We start from the raw sequence: 17,529 nt of genomic DNA, 5'->3' as shown, positions 1-17,529 counted from the left end.
CCGAACGGGGAAAGATCCTGGGGGTGGCAGTTGAAGGTGGACAAGAGCCCGCCACATCGTGGTGCCCGACGAGGCCGCCCGGTCGTCGCGGAACGCCGATGAACATCAGCGAGGAGGAACTCGCCCCGACACCGGCCGGCGACCCGCTCGAGCCCCTGGTCGGCCGCAACTGCGCGCTCGACCTTTTCGACCGGGCATTGGCCGGGGTACGCGACGGCCAGCCAACCATGATCGAGTTTGTCGGCGATCCGGGTACCGGCAAGACCCGGCTGCTGCGCGAGGTCGCCGCACGTGCGCGGCGTGCCGGCGTGCCCGTGCTCGCCGCCGGACGGGACTGCGACCAGGTCGAACGGGTCCTCAGCACGCTGTTGGACGCCCCGACATCCCGACCGACTCCGGCAGGTGCCGCCGCGCCCGGGTCGGCCTCGGCCGGTGGGCCGCTGGTGTTGCTCCTGGACGACCTGCACGCCACCTCGCTGGCGGCGGCAGCCCTGCTGGGGCAACTCGCTCAGGCGCCTCCCCGTGGTCTGTTGTGGATCACCGCGTACCGGCCGCGGCAGATGCCCTCGCGTACGACAGCCGCGCTCGCCGCCGGGATCCATTTGAGCCGTCGGGCGGTCACCCTGACGCCGCTGGACCCGGCGAGCGTGGCCGCACTGCTCGGGCTGCCCGAGGGCCGGGCCGCGCAGCGGGTACACGCGCTCTCCGGCGGCGTACCCCGCTATGTGCTCGCCTACCGTCCGGGCGCCCTGGACGGTCCGGTCGCGGCACTTCGTGGGCTGCCCGCGGAGTTGCCCGTCGACGTCACCGGCGCGGTCCAGCTCGACGTCGACGGGTTGACCGACGAGCAACGGCGGATGCTGGAGGCCACCTCGGTGTGCGCGGAAGGCTTCGAGCCGACGTTGGCCGCCGCGCTGGCCGGCCACCCGCCGGAGTGCGCCAGCGACCTGCTCGACGCGCTGGTGGCCGCCGACCTGTTGCGGACCGACGCCACCGAGGCGTCCACCCTGCGGTTCCGGCACGAGGTGGATCGCACGGTGGTCTACCGCTCGCTGTCCCCCGGTCGGCGGCGGCGTCTGCACGCCACCGCGGCCACCGTCCTGCGCGATCTCGGACACCCGGTCATCCGGTACGCCGAACACCTGTCGGCCAGCGGTCAGTGCGCCGAGCCGGCGGCCGCAGACGCGCTGATCGAGGCGGCGGAGAGCGGGCTGGTGCCCCGCCTCGACGCGATCCGGTGGTTGGCCAACGTGCAACGGCTGCTACCCGCCGCCGGGCCGACCGACCCGCGCCGGATCCGGCTGGACTTCGCCATGGCCGACGCGCTGGTCGGTGCCGGCCAACTGCGCCAGGCCCGCACCCTGCTGCAGGAGCTCACCCGTCGCCCACTGGCCGACTGCGACCAGCGGCTACGGGCGCTGGTCGCGCGGGCGCGGGTGGAACGGTTGCTGGGCCGACCCTTCGACGCGTACGCGTTGCTGCTGCCACGTCGGGACGAGCGCGTCGATTCGTACAGCCGCTTCCTGCTGACCACCGAGGCGGCGATCGCCGGTGTCCTGTGTGGCTCGTCGGGTGCGGGCGAGCACGCACGTGGCCTGGACCTGCTGGCCGAACAGACCGGCGAGCCGGTCTGCGGCACCACGGCGGCGGTGGTGCAGTCGTTCGTGGCGGCGTACGCCGACTGCGGGATCCGGGTGAAGGAGACGTTGGACCGGGCGTCGGCCGAGGTGGACGCGTTCGCCGACACCGATCTCGCCCGATACCCGGACCTGTTGGCCCTGCTGGGCTGGGCGGAATACTTCCACGAGCGGGAACAGTCCGCGCTGCACCACTTCGACCGGGCACTGGACATCTGCTGCCGGGCCGGACTGGTGGCCCTGACCCCGTGGCTGCTGGCCGGCCGGTGCCTGGTCACCGCCAGGTTGGGCAACCTGGACCGGGCCCGGGTCGAGGGCGAGGACGCCGAAGAGGTGGCCGTGGCGATGGGTATCGACCCGTTGGTCGGGCTGGCCCGGGCGTACCGGGCGATCGCGGTGGCCTGGCGCAGCGGCCCGGTGGCGGTGCGCCAGTTGGCCGACACCGCAGTCCTGGACGCCGGCAGCCGGCGGGAGAACTGGTACGACGGCGCGAGCCAGCGGGTGGCCATTCGCCTGCGGTTCCTGGCCGGCGACCGGGCCGGCTCGACGTCGGCGCTGCTGCGCGCGTGCGGCGGGAAGGACCTCAACCAGGTCGAGCTGACCAACCGGGCGTGCTGGGCTTCGGCGCTGGCCGAGATGGCCCACAAGTCCGGCCGTCGGGACGAGGCGAGGTGCTGGTTGGACGTGGCCGAGCGGTACTCCGCGAGCCTCGGCCTGCGGGGGCAGACCGCGCTGACCCGGACCGCCCGAGCCCGGTTGACCCTCGAAGCCGATCCACGGCGCGCGGCGGAACTCGCCGCCGCCGCGGCGGACACCTTCGCGACGCTGGGTTGGCGGCTGGAGGAGGCGTCGGCGCGGCTGGTGCGGGCCCGGGCCCTGTGCGAGGCCCGGGAGTGGGCGGCGGCCGAGGTCGAACTCGCCGAGACGCGCCGGATCGCCGAACTGGTCGACTCCCCGCCGTTGCGCCGAGCGGTGGCTGGCGAGCAGAGTCGCGCGGCCGGGGCGGCGGGACGGCTGCCGGACGCGGCCGCGGGCGGCGAACTGACCCTGACCCGCCGAGAGTGGGACATCGCCCGGCTGGTCGCGGCGGGTGCGAGCAATGCCGAGGCGGCGGACCAGGTGTACGTGACCGTGAAGACGGTGGAGGCCCACCTGACCCGCATCTTCCGCAAGACCGGGGTGTCGTCGCGGGCCGGCCTGGCCGCGTTGCTGGTCTCCGGGGCGGTCGGCCATCGAGGGTCCGGTGAGGATCGTGTGGTTGCACCCCGTAGAACCCGATTTGACCACTGATACTCGCCGCACAAACGGAGATGAAGGATAGGCATCAGGTTGGGAGTGTCGGATATCTCGTCTTCTGCCTGCGGGAATCTGATATCTTGTCTCCCACTACCGACCAAACCCGACAGGGCCGGTCGGCGGGCCGGAAGCCACACTGGCTCGACCGGAGATGCGCAGGAAAGGCATCGTCGTGAGTCAATACATCATCACCATCGTGCCCGTGGAGGACGACGGTGAGGAGATCACCGGCCCGGTGGCCCAGACCGTCGTACGCCTCGAGACCGGCAACGGTCACCCGGTCGTACGCGAGCTCACCGTCCGGGCACCGCAGAGCGCCGGGCTGACCGGCGAGCTGCCGTACGTCGACTTCGACGCCCTGCTGCGCGCCTTCATCCCGCCGCAGGACCGGGACAGGGGCCGCGCGGGCGGCGATGTCGAGCCCCCCGTGCCGCGCCCGGCCGTGACCGTCGGCCCGGTCCCCGCTGCCGCGCCACGGCCGCAACCGCCCCGCCCGGCCCGGCGGGCCGGCGAACCCGACCGGCTCAGCCGCCTCAAGGCCGGCCGCGCCTACCGGCGGGCGCCGGACCCGGCGGACCTGGAGGCGGTCTACGAGCAGGTCGGCACGATCAGCCGGGTGGCCGAGCACTTCGACGTTCCGGTGCACACGGCACAGGGGTGGATCAGCCGGATGCGTCGCAAGCACGACGAGGTCAGCGCCGGCTGACGCCGGACACGTCGACCAGCGCGCCGGTGACCGCCGGCGCCGCCCGGTCCAACCAGCGTTCGATGCCGACCTCCGCCGTGTCGAACTCCCGCTCGAGCACACACAGGCCCGGCGTGGGTACGCACGCGCCCACCTCGGCCAGCAGCGCGCCCAGGTGGGTGTCCACGACGTGCTGGTGACCGGCCCGGGCGGCGGTCATCAACGGCACCGCCACCACGCCGACGAGCGCGCCCCGGGGCAGCACGTCCACGAAGAGCTTCAACAGGCCGCTGTACGCCGCCTTGAACGTGGGACTGGCCACCAGCAGCAGCCCCGGTCGGCGTACCGCCTCCAGGACCTCGTCGAGGGTCTCCGGCCGGCTGCCCTGACCGACCAGCTCGGCGGTCAACTCGGACAGGTCGACCACGGTCGGTGAGTCGACCGTGATCGGGCCGCCGGTCAGCCGGGCATGCAGGGCCGCCGCGGCGGCCAGCGCCACCGTACGGGTGCGGGAGTGCGGCTTCGGGTTACCGATCAGCACGGTCAACGGCAACTCGGCGACGGACGACGTCATCGGCCCACCGCCAGTTCCGGTGTCCGTACGGCCTCGGCGCCCAGGAGGCCGTCGTGCCGCAGCAGTGGCAGCACCCCCTCGCCGAACCAGTACGCCTCCTCCAGGTGCGGCTGCCCGGACATGATCAGGTGCTCGACCCCCGCGGCGTGGTATTCGGCGATCCGCTCGGCGACCTCCTCGTGGCTGCCCACCAACGCCGCGCCGGCGCCGGGGCGGATCAGCGAGTAACCCGCCCAGACGTTCGGGTACACCTCCATCCGGGCATTGCCGCCCGCGTGCAGCGCCGCCGCCCGCCGCTGACCCTCGGAATCGGTGCGGGCGAACCGCTGACGGGCGGCGGCGATCCGGGCCGAGTCGACGCCCGCGAGCAGCCGGTCCGCCTCGGCCCACGCCTCGCGCGCGGTGTCCCTGGTGATCACGTGCAGTCGGCTGCCGGTACGCAGTGTGCGACCCGCCTGTGCCGCGAGGTCCCGAGCTCGACCCAGCAGTTCCCCGAGCAGGGCCGGCGTCTCGCCCCAGGCCAGATAGACGTCCGCGTGCCGGGACGCGGCCCGCTGCGCGGCCGGCGACGACCCACCCAGGAAGACCTCCGGCGCGACGGCCGGCGGTCGGGCCAGCAACCCGCCCTCGACCCGGTAGTGCTCGCCACTGTGGTCGACCGGTCGACCGGCCCAGAGACCGTTCAGGACGGTGAGGAACTCCTCCGCGCGGGCGTACCGGGCGTCGTGGTCCAGCCAGTCGCCGTACCGGTGCTGCTCGTCCGGGTCGCTGCCGGCGACGATGTTGAGCAGCACCCGGTCGCCCGAGACGCGTTGCAGGGTCGCGGCCATCTGGGCGACCAGGGTGGGCGAGGCGAGCCCCGGCCGAAGGGCGATCATGAACTTCAGCCGCTCGGTCTGCGCGGCCAGCGCGGATGCCACCACCCACGGGTCCTCACAGAACAGCCCGGCCGGGGTGAGCACGCTGGTGAACCCGAGCCGGTCGGCGGCGCGGGCCACCTGGGCCAGATAGCCGATGTCCGGCGGCCGGCGGGTGACCCGGGCCGGCCTGGTGCCGCCCCTGGCCGGCTCAGCCAGGTCACGGCCGTCGCCGTGCGACGGCAGGAACCAGTGCAGGTCCAGTGGCATGGGGTCACTCCCCTTCTGGCGCGGCGTCGAAGCGCGCGGGCATCGCGGTGATGGCGTTCATGAAGTTGGTCCGCATCCGGTGCACCGGACCGGTCAGTCGGAGTCCGCCCAGGTGCGGGCGGATCGCGGTGAGGAAGGCCGCCATCTCCATCCGGGCCAGGTGTGCGCCCAGGCAGAAGTGCGGTCCGATGCCGAAGGCCAGGTGGGGGTTGGGATCGCGGCCCAGGTCCAGCCGGTCGGGGTGGGCGAACGCGGCGGAGTCCCGGTTGGCCGAGGTGTAGAAGACGACCACCTTGTCCCCGGCGGTGATCGGGGTGCCGTCCAGGATCGTGTCGCGGGTGGCGGTCCGCCGGAACTGCATGATCGGCGTGACCCAGCGCAGCAGCTCCTCCACCGCCGGCCCGGTCAGGTCCGGATCGGCGATCAGCCGGTCCCGCTGCTCGGGGTGCTCCAGCAACGCCTGCACCCCATTGGAGATCAGGTGCCGGGTGGTCTCGTTGCCGGCGATGACCAGCAGCAGCCAGAGCTGACACAGTTGCGCGTCGGTCAGGCCCCGGCCGTCGGACTCCGCGTGCACGAGCAGGCTGAGCAGGTCGTCGGTCGGTCGGGCCCGCCGCTCGGCGGCCACCTGCCGCACGTACCCGAAGGCCGCGGCGAAGGTGTCCCGGTAACGCTGCACGCTGCCCCCGCCGTAGCGCGGATCGTCGAACCCGACCAGGTTGTTGCTCCACTCGAACAGCAGCGCACGGTCCGACTGCGGCATACCGAGCAGGTCGGTGAGCACGAGCAGCGGCAGCTCGGCCGCGAGGTCCGCCACCACGTCGATCTCCCGCGCCGCCACCGCCCGGGCGACGACCTCCTCGGCGTGCCGGGTGACCAGCTCGCCGAGCCGCCCCACCGCGCGCGGAGTGAACGCCCCCGCGATCAGTCGGCGTACCCAGGCGTGCTCCGGAGCGTCCATGTTGATCAGAAGCTGCCGGTTGCGTTCCAGGTCCTGCGGAGTGCGGGGGTCGGCGAGGAACGCCCCACCGACCGCGGACGAGAACGTCGCCGGGTCCCGGGACACCTCGGACACCGCCGCGTACCGGGTGACCGCCCAGAAACCCGGGCCCCGCGAGCGGACCGCACGATCCTGGTCGGTACGGGTCAGCTCGACCTCGTCGACCCACGCCACCGGGGCCTCGCGCCGACGACGCGCGAACTCGTCGTGCGGTACGCCGGTCAGGTAGCTGGCCGGATCCGCCAGCAGACTCGACTGGTAACGGTCCCGCAGTGCCCGCCGGGGAACCTTGCCGGTGGGCTCACGGGGAATCCGGTCGACCACCTCGTACGAGCGTGGCACCTTGAAACCGGCCAGGCCGGCACGGCAGTGCGCGTCCAGGATCTTCTCGATGCCCTCGGCCGGCCACGCCGGGTCGAGTTGCACCAGTGCCCGGATCCGCTCGCCGAACTCCGGGTCCGGCACACCGATGACCACCCCGTCCTGCACGGCGGGATGGGTCAGCAGCACCGCCTCCACCTCGGCCGGATAGACGTTCACCCCGCCGGTGACGATCAGCTCCGCCGAGCGGCCGGTGAGGAACAGGTAACCGTCCTGGTCCAGGTAGCCGAGGTCACCGACGGTGAAGGTGTGCGGGGCGACGTGCGCGTTCTCGGTCTGCTCCGGGGCGTTGTGGTAGTGGAAGCCGCGGCCCGGGGGACGCCGCACGGCCACCCGGCCCGCCTGCCCGGCCGGCACCGCACGACCCTCGTCGTCGACCACCACGACCTCGGTGGGCGGAGCCGGCCGACCCACCGTGCCCGGTCGGGCGAGCCAGGTGTGCGAGTCGGCGAGCGTGACGATGCCGGCCTCGGTCGCGGCGTAGTACTCCACGAACACCGGCCCCCACCAGTCGATCATCGCCCGCTTCGTCTCCGGTGGGCAGGGACCGCCGCCGTGCCAGATCCGGGCGAGGCTCGCGCCGGAGAACGCCGCCCGGGTGGCCGCGTCGACCCGCAGCAGGCGGATGAACTGGGTCGGCACCAGGTGGCTGATCGTGATCTTCTCCTCGTCGATCAACCGCAGCACCTCGACCGGGTCGAAGCCGCGGCGGATCACCAGCGTGCAGCCGCGCAGCAGCGGGAACTGGGCGAAGAACAGCTGCGCCGAGTGGTACCAGGGGCCGACCAGCAGGGCCTGACCGTCGGTCGGGATGCCCAGCCCACCGCCGAGCGCCTCGGTGGTGGCGGCCACCCGGTCGATCGGGGCGCCGACCTTGAGCAGCGGGTTGACCACCCCCTTGGGGCGTCCACTGGTGCCGGACGTGTAGAGCAGCACCCCACCGGAGACCGCCGGCACCACCGGGCCGACCGGGAGGTCGTCCAGCGCCGTGAACCTCTCCCCGCCGTCGACCGTGACCAGCAGCTCGGGGCCGGCCGGTGTACGCCGCACGGCGTCGCGCACGACCTCGGCGTACGCCGCCTCGGTGAGCACCGCGCGGGCGCCGCAGTCGGTCAGGATGTGGGCGATCTCCGGCGCGGTGAGGTGCCAGTTGACCGGCACCGCCACCAGCCCCGCGTGTACGCAGGCGAGCAGCGCCTCGAACGTCTCGTGCCGGTTGCCGAGCACGAACGCCACCCGGTCGCCCTCGGCCAGGCCGGCCCCGCGCAGCACGCCGATCCACCGGTCCACCGACCGGTCCAGTTCCGCCCACGTGCGGGTCGTCCGCTCGTCGGTCAGCGCGACATCGCCGGCCCGGTCCCGGACCATGTTCTGCAGCAGCTCGGCCACTGGTCACTCCTGTCTGCGCGTCGTTCAGTCCGTGAGGTCGGTGCTGACGGCCAGGACGTGTTCCGCGACCGGCCGGAAGTTCAACCGGGCGATCTGCGGGGTGCCGATGTCCGAGCGGGCCGCCCGGGCGGCGTCGGCGGGGATCAGCACCAGGTCGCCGGCCGCCTGGGCGAGCAGCTGCACCTGGCAGCAGCGGTCCATCGCGAGGAACCACCAGGCGGCCTCGGCCACCGAGCCGCCCACCGTGAGCAGACCGTGGTTGCGCAGCACCACCGCCTTGGCGGTGCCCAGCGTCGCCGCGATCCGGTCCCCCTCGGCACCGTCGAGGACCACCCCGCCGTACTCGTCGTGGACCTCGTGGTCCTCGAAGAACGCGCAGGCGTCCTGGGTGATCGGCGCGAGTGGCCGGCCCAGCGCCGAGAACGCCCGACCGTGGATCGAGTGGGTGTGCGCGGCGGCCACCACGTCCGGACGGGCCTTGTGGATGGCCGAGTGGATGGCGTACCCGGCGGGGTTGATCCGGCCCGAGCCGGCGACCACGTCCCCGGTGTGGTCGACCCGGAGCAGGTCGTCGTCCCGCACGTGGCCGAAGTGCCGGCCGAACGGGTTGATCCAGAAGGTGTCCGGCTCGATCGGGTCCCGGGCGGTGACGTGACCGCCGGCGCCCTCGTCGAACCCGGCCAGGGCGAAGGCGCGCAGCGTCAGGACCAGCTGCCGACGGCGGTGGGTCCGCTCCTGCTCCGGGTCTCGTCGCTCAGCCACAGCCGCCTCCGGTGTCGGTGTCGTAACCGCCCACGCCCGCCGGCACAGGTGGCGGCGGGACCGGCGTACCGGTCCGTTCGGCGTACGCGGCGAGGAAGTCGTCCACCCGGTCCACGCCCCAGAACCGGTGCGGGCCGAGCCGCAGATAGGGGATGCCGAAGATGTCCTCCTCGTACGCCCGCAGCAGGCAGTCCACCCCGGCGGCCCGGATCGCCTCGTCCTCGACCGCGCCGAGCACCACCGTCGGGTCCACGCCGGCCCGCTCGGCGACCCGGGAGAGCACCGGCGGCGTGCACACGTCCTCGCCCCGCTGCCAGCGGGCGGCAATCACCTCCCGGTAGAACGCCTCCCCCGCGCCGTGCTGCCGGGCCGCCAGCCAGCCCAGGTGCGGCATCTCCCACCAGGGGTCGATGTCGATCGGCCAGCGCATCGGCAGGTCCAGCCGCTGGGCCTGGCGCTTGGCGTCCTGCAGCAGGTAGAGGTGCTTCGGCTTGCTCATCTGCACGTAGTGGAACGTGCCACCACGGGCGGTCAGCGCCGCCTCGGTACGCGCGTCCGGGTCCCAGTAGGGGACGAACTCCAGCACCTCCTGCGGACGGCCCAGCGCCCGGGTCAGCCGCTCCACCGCCAGCCAGCTGTACGGGCTGCGGAAGGAGAAGTACAGCCGGGGCCGCTTCGCCGCCATCACCGACCCCCGCCGGTGATGGCGGCGACGGTGTCCGGGTCGAGGGTGGCCAACCGGCCCGCCTCCGGGCCACGGCTGACCGCGTACCCGTGCAGGATGCTGGCCGTCGCCACCCGCACCAGGCGTCCGTCGCGGACCACGTGGCAGTCCATCCGCGCGTCGTACGTGACGTCCTTGAGCACGTCGGTGACGGTGAAGGTGACCCACATCGGCTCGTCCAGGCGGGCATCGCCGAGCACCTCGACGCGGGCCCGGGAGACCACCGGGATCCAACCCCGCTCGCGCAGCATCCGGGGCACCGACACGCCCCGCTCGGCGAGGTAGCGGTCGACCACCTCCTCGAGCAGCCGGACGTAGCCGGAGTGCTGCATCCGCTGCGAGTACTGGCAGTAGAAGTAGGGCACCCGCCAGGCCCAGACGAACCCCGCGCCGCCGCAGCGCAGGACCTGCGCCGGATCGCCGCCGGCCGCCGGCCCCGGCTCGCCGATGGCCGGCTCCTGCACCAGGCCGGCCAGCTCCGCCGGCACCGGCGCCGTCGGCGGTACGTCCGCCTCCCGGATCAGGGCGACCCGCACCCGGGCCCGGCAGACGGTGACGTCGGTGGCGCGTCGGACACCCATCCGGACCGCGAACCGGCCGTTGGCGGCGGGGGTCGTCACCACCGTCGCCTCGTCGTCGACGTCGAGTACGGCGGGCAGCAGCAGCGAGCAGTCCCGGATCGACAACCCCACCCCGTGCTCGTGGAAGAGCCGGCCGGGGCCGTGCCCCTGTTCCCGGAACCATTGCAGGACGCCCTGTTCCACCAGGTACGCGAAGTGCTTGAAACCGATCCAGGTGCGGATGTTCGCGCCCTCGAAGCCCGGTCGGGCGCACAGCGTCACGGACGTGTTCTGGACCGCCGTGGTCACGGCGTACCTCCTCGGATCGCGGGGGCGGGGCAGACCTTCTCGACGAAGCCCGCGACGTGTCGGGCCACCTCGGCGGCCCGGTCGAGATGACAGAAGTGGTGGTAGTCGGGCTCGACGACGATGTGCGCGTCGGGCAGGTGCGCCCGCAGCGCGCCAGCGCGCGGCCCGTCCAGGCCGGGATCCCGGCCGCCGGTGAGCACCATGGTCGGCACGGTCACCGCGTGCAGCGGCAGGCTTGCGGTCGCGGTGAAGTGGTCGAACAGCGTGGTGAATCCGACCGGTCCGATCCGGTCCACCATGATGTCCCGCATGGCGGCCAGGGTCTCCGCGTCCAACTCGGCCAGCCGGGGGCCGAGACGGTTGTGCAGCCCCTCGTCGATGATCTGGACGAAGTTGGCCTGCGCCCGATCGTGCAGCGCCCAGGTGATCGGCAGGTCGGGCGGGCAGTAGAAGGGCGCGATGAGCATCGCGCCGCGCGGTGCCACGTCCGGTTCGGTGGCCAGCATCTCCAGTACCGCGTTCGCGCCGAGCGAGTGACCGACCACGACGTCGGGCGGCGTCGCCAGGGCGCGTACGGTGGCCGCGAGCCAGGACCCCGGGGTGCCGCGACGTCGCCAGCCGTGGTCCGTGCCGGCCTTCCACGGCAGTTCGGCCGCGAGTAGCCGCCAGCCGACGGGCAGCCGTGCCGCCAGGGGCAGCCAGCTGCGCCAGGTGTCGGACATGCCGTGCGCGAGCAGCACGGTCGGCGCCCCGGACTCCGGGCCGGCGACCGGGTGCACGACGGCCGGCGGTGGTGTGCCGGTCATCGTCGGGCCGCCAGCACGCTCAGCTCACGGAAGCCGTCGACCGGGTCGCCGCAGCGGACCGTGCCGGTCGGTGTCGCGCCGGCCGTCGGTGTCGCGGTGGCCAGGCGTACGGCCAGCGCGGTGTGCACGACGCCGGCGGCTCCGTAGTGGTCGCCCGGCAGGGCGGTCCCGTCGAACAGCGGGTTACGTCCGGCACCGGCGGTGGGCTCGTTTGCGCGTACCGGTCCGAGCAGGGCCAACGGCCGTTGCGGCGCGTCGACCGGGCCGAGCAGCAGGCAGGCCGCGCCGGCCGACAGTGGACGGCCTGCGGTGGCTCCTGCCCTGGCGGCGTGCAGGGCCTGGGCCTGCGCGTCGTCGGGTTCCGTGCCGACCACCACCACCCGGTCGGCCCGCCCGGTACGCAGCAGCAGGCCGGCCAGCCAGATCGCGTCCAGGCCGGCGGTCGAGCCCGAGCAGACGGTGAGGTTGGGGCCGCCGAACCGGAACCAGATGGCGATGGCCCCGGCGATGACGTTGCTGGAGGCGTTCGGTGCCTCCAGCGGCCCGACCTCCCGCAGGCCGCCCTCGCGCAGCCGCAGGGCGATGTCGCCGACGGTGGCGACGTTGCCCAGGTTGGAGCTCACCACCACGGCGGTACGTGGATCCGCCGGGCCGGTGCGGCGGGGCGCCTTCGGTGCCAGGCCCAGTGCCCGGTGCACGGCGCAGAGGGCGAGCCGCGTCGCCGGCTCCTTGGCCAGCAGACCCTTGCGGCCGAGCAGGTCGGCGGCCCGGTCGGCAGGACAGGCCGGCTCCTCGGCGACCTGCGTCCGGTGCCCCGGCGGCAGAGCCGGCAGGTCGACGCCGGGCAGGTGCAGCGAGGCACCGAGCACGGCGACCACCGGACGGTCCCGGTCCGACACGGCGGTGGACGCCGGCATCGTCGCGAGGTGCCCGACGGCCTCGGTGCGGCCGGTCATCGCAGCGCCTCCAGGAGGGTGACGGCGTTGAGGCCGCCGAAGCCGAACGCGTCGACCTGCGCCACCCGCGGGTCGGCCCGGACCGCCGCGTCGCGGACCAGTCGCAGGCCGGCCGCCTCGGGTGCCGGCCGGGTCAGCCCGACCATCGGCGGAACCTGGCCGGTACGCAGGATCTCGACGGCGACGGCGACGCTGAGCAGCGCGGATCCGCCGGACGTGTGGCCCACCGCGCCCTTCACGGCGGTGACGAGTGGACCCGGCTCGCAGTCGGCGAAGACCTCCGCGACGACCCGTGCCTCGGTCTCGTCGTTCAGCGCGGTGCCGGTGCCGTGTGCCACCACGAGGTCGACCTGGTCGGGTCGACGGCCGGCGCGGTGGTGCGCGTCGCGTACCGCCCGCAGGATGCCCGCCGGGTCGGGTGCCGTCTCGTGCCCGGCGTCGCAGGACAGGCCGGTGGCCAGCAGTCGGGCCAGGCCCGCACCGGACCGCTCCGGCTCGACGACCAGGACGGCCGCGCCGTCGCCGAGCAGCACTCCGGCACGGTCGGCGTCGAAGGGCATGACCCGGTCCGCCGCTCGGGCGGCCACCCGGCCGATCATCGCGAGCATCGAGGCGGTGCTGCCGTCGGTGCCGCCGACCAGGACGGCGTCCGCCTCGCCGGTCTCCACCAGGTCCTGGGCCAGGGCGAGGGCGTGCCCGCCGGCGCTGCACGCGTTGGCCAGCGTGACCACCCGCTGCACCCCGGGCGCCGCGGTGCTGACCGCGCCGGCGAAGTGCAGCCGTTCGGCGGGGAAGTCGACGGACCCGTCCAGGGCGGCCCGCTCCACCTCGGCCGACTCGCGCAGCCCGGTGCCGATGAGGCTCACCACCCGGCGGCGGCGCGGATCGAGACCGGCGGCGGCGAGGGCTTCGGCCACGCAGTCGGTCAGCCAGCGGCTCGGGCCGAACGGCCGGTCGTCGGCGATCGGGTAGCCGTACCCGACGCCCACCCGCCGTGGGTCGGACCGCCGCAGCGGGGCGGCGCCGCAGTCACCGCGCAGCAGCGCCGCGAAGGTGGCCGGCCCGTCCCCGAAGCAGGTGCGGACCGCGCTGGCGGTGATGGTCGCCGGCATCCGCCTACCCCCGCACCACGGCCGCGGCCACCGCGCCGTCGCGGGACTGGCCGGTGATCAGCGCGGGCCGCCCACGCACGGCGGGATCCTCGGCGTACCGGGCCAGCAGGACGCCCAGGGCCAGCGCACCGGTGGCGGCCTGGCAGTCACCGAGCGCCGGGCGTACCGAGAGTCGCTGCGCGGCGACCGGCACCACCCCCCGCAGGCTGTCCCCGCCGAGGTCACCGCCGGCCACCGCCCAGACCTCGGCCGGACGGACACGCGCGGTGACCAGCGCACGGCGGACGCAGCCGTCGAGGCCGTCGGCGGTTCCGTCCGGAGCGAAGCCGGTGGCCACCGCGAGCACCTCCGCGCGCGGCGCGACGGCGTCCCCGGGCGTCGGGCGGCGCAGCAGGTAGACGGCCGCCGCCTCGCCGGCCGGGCCGGTGCCGGCCAGCTCCGCCGCCCATGCCGTGTTCGGCGTGTACTCCTCCACCCCGCCGACCAGCAGCGCGTCCGCGTATCCCCGGCGGATGGCGTTGAGCGCGTAGCGCAGCGCGTACAGGAACGCGAGCGGGCCGCCAGCCACGGTGGCGTTGACGCCGCGCAGCCCGTACCGGATCGCCGCCTGACCGCTCGCGCAGTTCATCACCGTGTTCGGAAACAGCACCGGGTTGACCAGGTACGGCTTGTCCTGCACCAACGTCTCGCGGGAGAAGTCCATGGTGGACTTCAGGCTGCCGGTGGTGGTGCCCAGCACCACGCCGACGCGGTGCCGGTTGTCGTCGTCCGGGGTGAGCTCCCCGTCGGCCAGCGCCCGTCCGCAGGCCACCATGGCCAGCGCGGTGGCCCGGTCCAGGAAGCTGGTGCCCTTGCGGCCGAGCAGCCGGCGTACGTCGAAGTCGGCGATCGCGGGCGCCTCGGCCGCCGGTAGCGGCTCGTCGAAGCGGTCCCGGACGTCGGTACGCACGACCGCGCCGGCCCGTACGGCGGCCAGCAGTTCGGCGCCGGTGTCCCCGGCGGCGCTGAGCACCGACCAGCCGGTCACCAGGCCGGTCACCGGATCGCCCCGAAGATCGTGATGGCGTTGTTGCCGCCGAAGGCGAAGCCGTTGTTCTGCGCCACCCGGACGGTGGCCGACCGGGCGGTGTTCGGCACCGGGTCGATCCACGGCAACTCCGGGTCGGGGTTGGCCCAGTTGATGGTCGGGGGCAGGAACCCGTGCCGGATGCCCAGGGTGGTGGCGATCGCGCCGAAGCCGCTCGCCGCGCCCATGGTGTGCCCGAGCATCGACTTGATCGAGCTGACCGGCGGCACCCGGTCGCCGAACACGGCCCGGATGGCCCGCGCCTCGCACAGGTCGTTGGCGGGCGTGCCGGTCCCGTGGGTGCTGATGTAGTCGACGTCCTCCGGCTTGACCCCGGCGTTGTCCTGGGCCAGGCGCATGCACGCCGCGACGCTCTCCTCGTTGGGCGCGACCATGTGGTGGGCGTCGCAGTTCACGCCGTACCCGAGCACCTCGGCGTAGATCCGCGCGCCCCGGTCCTGCGCGTGCTGCAGGGTCTCCAGCACCAGGGCCGCGCCGCCCTCGCCGGTGAGGATCCCGGAACGGTCCCGGTCGAACGGCCGGCACGCCCGCTCGGTCAGCGCGCCGAGGCGGTAGAAGCCCGCGTGCGCCCAGCGGCACACCGAGTCGGCCCCGCCGGCCACCATCACGTCCGCCTCGCCCCAGCAGAGCAGGTCGTACGCGTACCCGATGGCGTAGTTGCTGGCCGAGCAGGCGGTGGTGAGGGTGACCGACTCCCCGGCCAGCCCCAGCTCCGCGCTCACCGCGTAGGCCAACCGCTCGGCCGGCGCCTGCCGCAGCGCCTCGACGGACATCGCCGGATAGCCGCCGGCGACCAGCTCGGCCGTGAGCTGCTCCACCACCGTCGACTCGCCGCTGGTGGTGCCGACGACCGCGCCGATGCGCCCCGGATCGGCGGCGGGCAGCGGCAGACCCGCGTCCGTCACGGCCAGCCGGGCCGCCGCCGCCGCGAACAGCGCCGAGCGGCCCCAGTCCGCGATCCGCAGCCGGCGCAGCAACGCCTCCGGCCGGAACCCGGGCACCTCACCGGCCCAGTGGTGCGGGAAGCCGGTCGCGTCGAAGCTGGTGATGGGGGCGGCGGCGGACCGCCCGGAGCGCAGCCCGGCGGTGAACTCGTCGACACCGATGCCGATGCCGGACACCGGCCCGAGCCCGGTGACGACCACGCGGTTCACGGTCAGTCCTGCCAGCCGGCGTGCCGCGCCACCACCTCGTGCACGGCCTTGAGGCTGCGCATCTCGTTCAACTCGGCCTGCGGGATCTCCACCTTGTACTTCTTCTCGATCCGGGCCAGGATCTCGATCGCCCGCAACGAGTCCGCCTCGTACTCCTCGACGAAGTCGGCGGTGTCGGCGACCTCCTCGGGCTCCAACTCGAGCACCTCGGCCACGATCTCCCGCAGCTCGGCCATGTGCTGTTCGCGTTCACTCATCGCGGTTCCCTCTTCCTCTCATTCTCGGGCTCCGGCGATGGCGTCGGCCGGTCGGACGACCGCCATCATCGAACCGAACTCCGCCACCTGGTCGGTCCCGACCCAGCTGGACCCGGAGGCGAACGCGGCCCCGTGGACGACCTGTTCCAGCCGGACCCGGTGCCGGATCACGTCGCCCGGGTACACCGGGCGCAGCAGCACGCAGTCGCGGGCCGCGGTGAACATCGGCAGCCCGGCCGTTCCCGGTTGGCGCGACAGCAGCCAGAGCACCGCCGCGCCCTGACCGAAGGACTCGATCAGCAGCGAGGCGGGGTACGCGTACCGGTCGGTGGGCTGCCCCTCGGCGATCCCCCGGTAGCAGGGTTCGCAGCCGGTGACCGCCTTGACCGCCTCCAGGGTCGTTCCCGGCTCGACGCTCTCGACCCGGTCGAGTAGCAGCATCGGGTACCGGTGCGGCAGCAGGGCCCGCAGTTCGCCGTGTTCCAGTCTCATCAGCCGCCCTCCCCGTCCGGGGTCGGCCAGCGGAACACGGCCCGGACCGTCGCCGCGCGTACGCCGTCGCCGCGTACGCACTGGGCGGCGACCTCGAACGACTGGTCGGCGGCGACCGGGCTGACCGACGCCTCGACGGTCAGCGTGTCGCCGGCCAGCAGCGGGGCGAGGAACCGGGCCGACCGCAACCGGTGCAGCTGGGGCAGCCGGCCGGCGCAGTAGCCGACCGCCGCGGTCACCGCCTGCTCGATCGTCTCCAGGGTGAACACGCCCGGATAGACGGTCAGCTCCGGGAAGTGCCCGCCCAGGTAGACGTCGGCCGGATCGACCGTGGTTCCGGCGCGCAGGCTGATCCCGCCGCGCGGGCCGGCGGACACCTCGACCCAGTCGATCGCCGGCAGCGGCGCCGCCGCCGGGTAGATGTCGGCGGGGCGGGTCCCGGCGCTGAAGGTGGATGCGGCGGTCACAGGACGATCCCCCCGTCCACCCGGACGACCTGGCCGGTGACATAGCTGGCCCGCTCGGAGAGCAGGAACTCGACCAGCTCGGCGACGTCGGCCGGTGCGCCGAAACGGCCCAGCGGGATCTGTCGCAGGGCCGTGTCGCGCAGCTTGGACGGCAGCGCGGCGGTCATGTCGGTGTCGATGAAGCCGGGTGCCACCACGTTGACCCGTACGCCGTACCCGGCGACCTCCTTGGCCAGCGACAGGCTGAGCCCGATGATGCCGGCCTTGCTGGCGGCGTAGTTGGTCTGCCCGGTGTTGCCGGTGACCCCGGCGACCGAGGAGAGGTTGACGATGGCCCCCCGGCGTCGCTTGAGGAAGCGGAACGCGACGGTCCGGCAGGTGTTCCAGGTGCCGGTGAGGTTGGTGCCGATCACGTCGTGCCACTCGTCCGGGGCCATCAGCACCAGCGGCCGGTCCCGGGTGATGCCGGCGTTGTTGACCAGCGCGGTGAGCGGCCCGAGGTGCTGCTCCGCGGCGGAGACGAACTCGTCCACGGCGGTCGGATCGGTCACGTCGCACGGCCCGAACCAGGCCCCGACCCCGTACGCCTCGACCTCGGCCCGGGTCTTGTCCGCGGCCTCGCTGGGCGCGCTGTAGCAGCCCGCCACCGCGTACCCCTCGGCGGCCAGCCGCAGCGCGACCGCCCGGCCGATCCCCCGGGACACCCCGGTCACCAGCGCGCAGCGCGGCGCGTCGCCTGCCGTTGCCATGTCAC

17 protein-coding genes are annotated in these 17,529 nt (G+C 73.9%); 2 read left to right on the top strand and 15 right to left on the bottom strand.

The window, feature by feature from the left end; translation table 11 throughout:
• The first annotated feature begins 98 nt into the window (after positions 1-98).
• Complete coding sequence (locus ACFQGL_RS22985; RefSeq protein WP_377514412.1) at positions 99-2,927, top strand: helix-turn-helix transcriptional regulator; 2,829 nt, start codon at positions 99-101, stop codon at positions 2,925-2,927.
• A gap of 178 nt (positions 2,928-3,105) precedes the next feature.
• Complete coding sequence (locus ACFQGL_RS22980; RefSeq protein ID WP_377514411.1) at positions 3,106-3,639, top strand: hypothetical protein; 534 nt, start codon at positions 3,106-3,108, stop codon at positions 3,637-3,639.
• Here the strand turns inward: ACFQGL_RS22980 and ACFQGL_RS22975 are convergent.
• The 15 genes from ACFQGL_RS22975 to fabG are packed head-to-tail and all read right to left on the bottom strand — an operon-like array spanning position 3,626 to position 17,524.
• Positions 3,626-4,192: an NAD(P)H-dependent oxidoreductase gene (locus ACFQGL_RS22975; protein WP_377514410.1), complete on the bottom strand. Its 567-nt coding sequence runs from the start codon at positions 4,190-4,192 to the stop codon at positions 3,626-3,628. The genes ACFQGL_RS22980 and ACFQGL_RS22975 overlap by 14 nt on opposite strands.
• Positions 4,189-5,319, bottom strand: a complete 1,131-nt coding sequence (locus ACFQGL_RS22970) for an LLM class flavin-dependent oxidoreductase (RefSeq protein ID WP_377514409.1) — start codon at positions 5,317-5,319, stop codon at positions 4,189-4,191. The genes ACFQGL_RS22975 and ACFQGL_RS22970 overlap by 4 nt, the downstream gene beginning before the upstream one ends.
• Positions 5,320-5,323: 4 nt before the next feature.
• Positions 5,324-8,089, bottom strand: coding sequence for a cytochrome P450 (locus ACFQGL_RS22965; RefSeq protein ID WP_377514408.1), 2,766 nt, complete (start codon positions 8,087-8,089; stop codon positions 5,324-5,326).
• A gap of 24 nt (positions 8,090-8,113) precedes the next feature.
• The gene (locus ACFQGL_RS22960; protein WP_377514407.1) at positions 8,114-8,851 is read right to left on the bottom strand and encodes a class II aldolase/adducin family protein; all 738 of its coding nucleotides are present in this window, start codon (positions 8,849-8,851) and stop codon (positions 8,114-8,116) included.
• Positions 8,844-9,536 carry a 2-hydroxychromene-2-carboxylate isomerase gene (locus tag ACFQGL_RS22955; protein ID WP_377514406.1) on the bottom strand — a complete coding sequence of 231 codons (693 nt, stop codon included), beginning with the start codon at positions 9,534-9,536 and terminating at the stop codon, positions 8,844-8,846. The genes ACFQGL_RS22960 and ACFQGL_RS22955 overlap by 8 nt, the downstream gene beginning before the upstream one ends.
• Positions 9,536-10,444, bottom strand: a complete 909-nt coding sequence (locus ACFQGL_RS22950; RefSeq protein ID WP_377514405.1) for an acyl-CoA thioesterase — start codon at positions 10,442-10,444, stop codon at positions 9,536-9,538. The genes ACFQGL_RS22955 and ACFQGL_RS22950 overlap by 1 nt, the downstream gene beginning before the upstream one ends.
• Positions 10,441-11,250, bottom strand: coding sequence for an alpha/beta fold hydrolase (locus tag ACFQGL_RS22945; protein ID WP_377514404.1), 810 nt, complete (start codon positions 11,248-11,250; stop codon positions 10,441-10,443). The genes ACFQGL_RS22950 and ACFQGL_RS22945 overlap by 4 nt, the downstream gene beginning before the upstream one ends.
• Positions 11,247-12,206 carry a beta-ketoacyl synthase N-terminal-like domain-containing protein gene (locus tag ACFQGL_RS22940; protein WP_377514403.1) on the bottom strand — a complete coding sequence of 320 codons (960 nt, stop codon included), beginning with the start codon at positions 12,204-12,206 and terminating at the stop codon, positions 11,247-11,249. Before ACFQGL_RS22940 ends, ACFQGL_RS22945 begins: the two co-directional genes overlap by 4 nt.
• On the bottom strand, positions 12,203-13,318 hold the full coding sequence (locus tag ACFQGL_RS22935) for a beta-ketoacyl synthase N-terminal-like domain-containing protein (RefSeq protein WP_377514402.1): 1,116 nt from the start codon (positions 13,316-13,318) through the stop codon (positions 12,203-12,205). The genes ACFQGL_RS22940 and ACFQGL_RS22935 overlap by 4 nt, the downstream gene beginning before the upstream one ends.
• 4 nt (positions 13,319-13,322) lie before the next feature.
• The gene (locus ACFQGL_RS22930; RefSeq protein WP_377514401.1) at positions 13,323-14,357 is read right to left on the bottom strand and encodes a beta-ketoacyl synthase N-terminal-like domain-containing protein; all 1,035 of its coding nucleotides are present in this window, start codon (positions 14,355-14,357) and stop codon (positions 13,323-13,325) included.
• Complete coding sequence (locus tag ACFQGL_RS22925) at positions 14,354-15,559, bottom strand: beta-ketoacyl-[acyl-carrier-protein] synthase family protein (protein ID WP_377514400.1); 1,206 nt, start codon at positions 15,557-15,559, stop codon at positions 14,354-14,356. Before ACFQGL_RS22925 ends, ACFQGL_RS22930 begins: the two co-directional genes overlap by 4 nt.
• 2 nt (positions 15,560-15,561) lie before the next feature.
• Positions 15,562-15,816, bottom strand: coding sequence for an acyl carrier protein (locus tag ACFQGL_RS22920; protein ID WP_377514399.1), 255 nt, complete (start codon positions 15,814-15,816; stop codon positions 15,562-15,564).
• 18 nt (positions 15,817-15,834) lie between these two features.
• Positions 15,835-16,308: a 3-hydroxyacyl-ACP dehydratase FabZ family protein gene (locus tag ACFQGL_RS22915; protein ID WP_377514398.1), complete on the bottom strand. Its 474-nt coding sequence runs from the start codon at positions 16,306-16,308 to the stop codon at positions 15,835-15,837.
• Entirely contained in the window at positions 16,308-16,775 is a 468-nt protein-coding gene (locus tag ACFQGL_RS22910) for an ApeI family dehydratase (RefSeq protein ID WP_377514397.1), read from the bottom strand. Before ACFQGL_RS22910 ends, ACFQGL_RS22915 begins: the two co-directional genes overlap by 1 nt.
• A complete protein-coding gene (gene fabG, locus ACFQGL_RS22905) occupies positions 16,772-17,524 on the bottom strand; it encodes a 3-oxoacyl-[acyl-carrier-protein] reductase (RefSeq protein WP_377514396.1) in 753 nt (250 codons plus the stop codon). The genes ACFQGL_RS22910 and fabG overlap by 4 nt, the downstream gene beginning before the upstream one ends.
• Positions 17,525-17,529 lie beyond the last annotated feature (5 nt).

Origin of the sequence: Micromonospora vulcania (assembly GCF_042658605.1) — a bacterium.
GTDB classification, from domain to species: domain Bacteria; phylum Actinomycetota; class Actinomycetes; order Mycobacteriales; family Micromonosporaceae; genus Micromonospora; species Micromonospora vulcania.
Note: the sequence above shows the minus strand (reverse complement) of the source record. Positions and strands in the feature narration are given on the sequence as shown.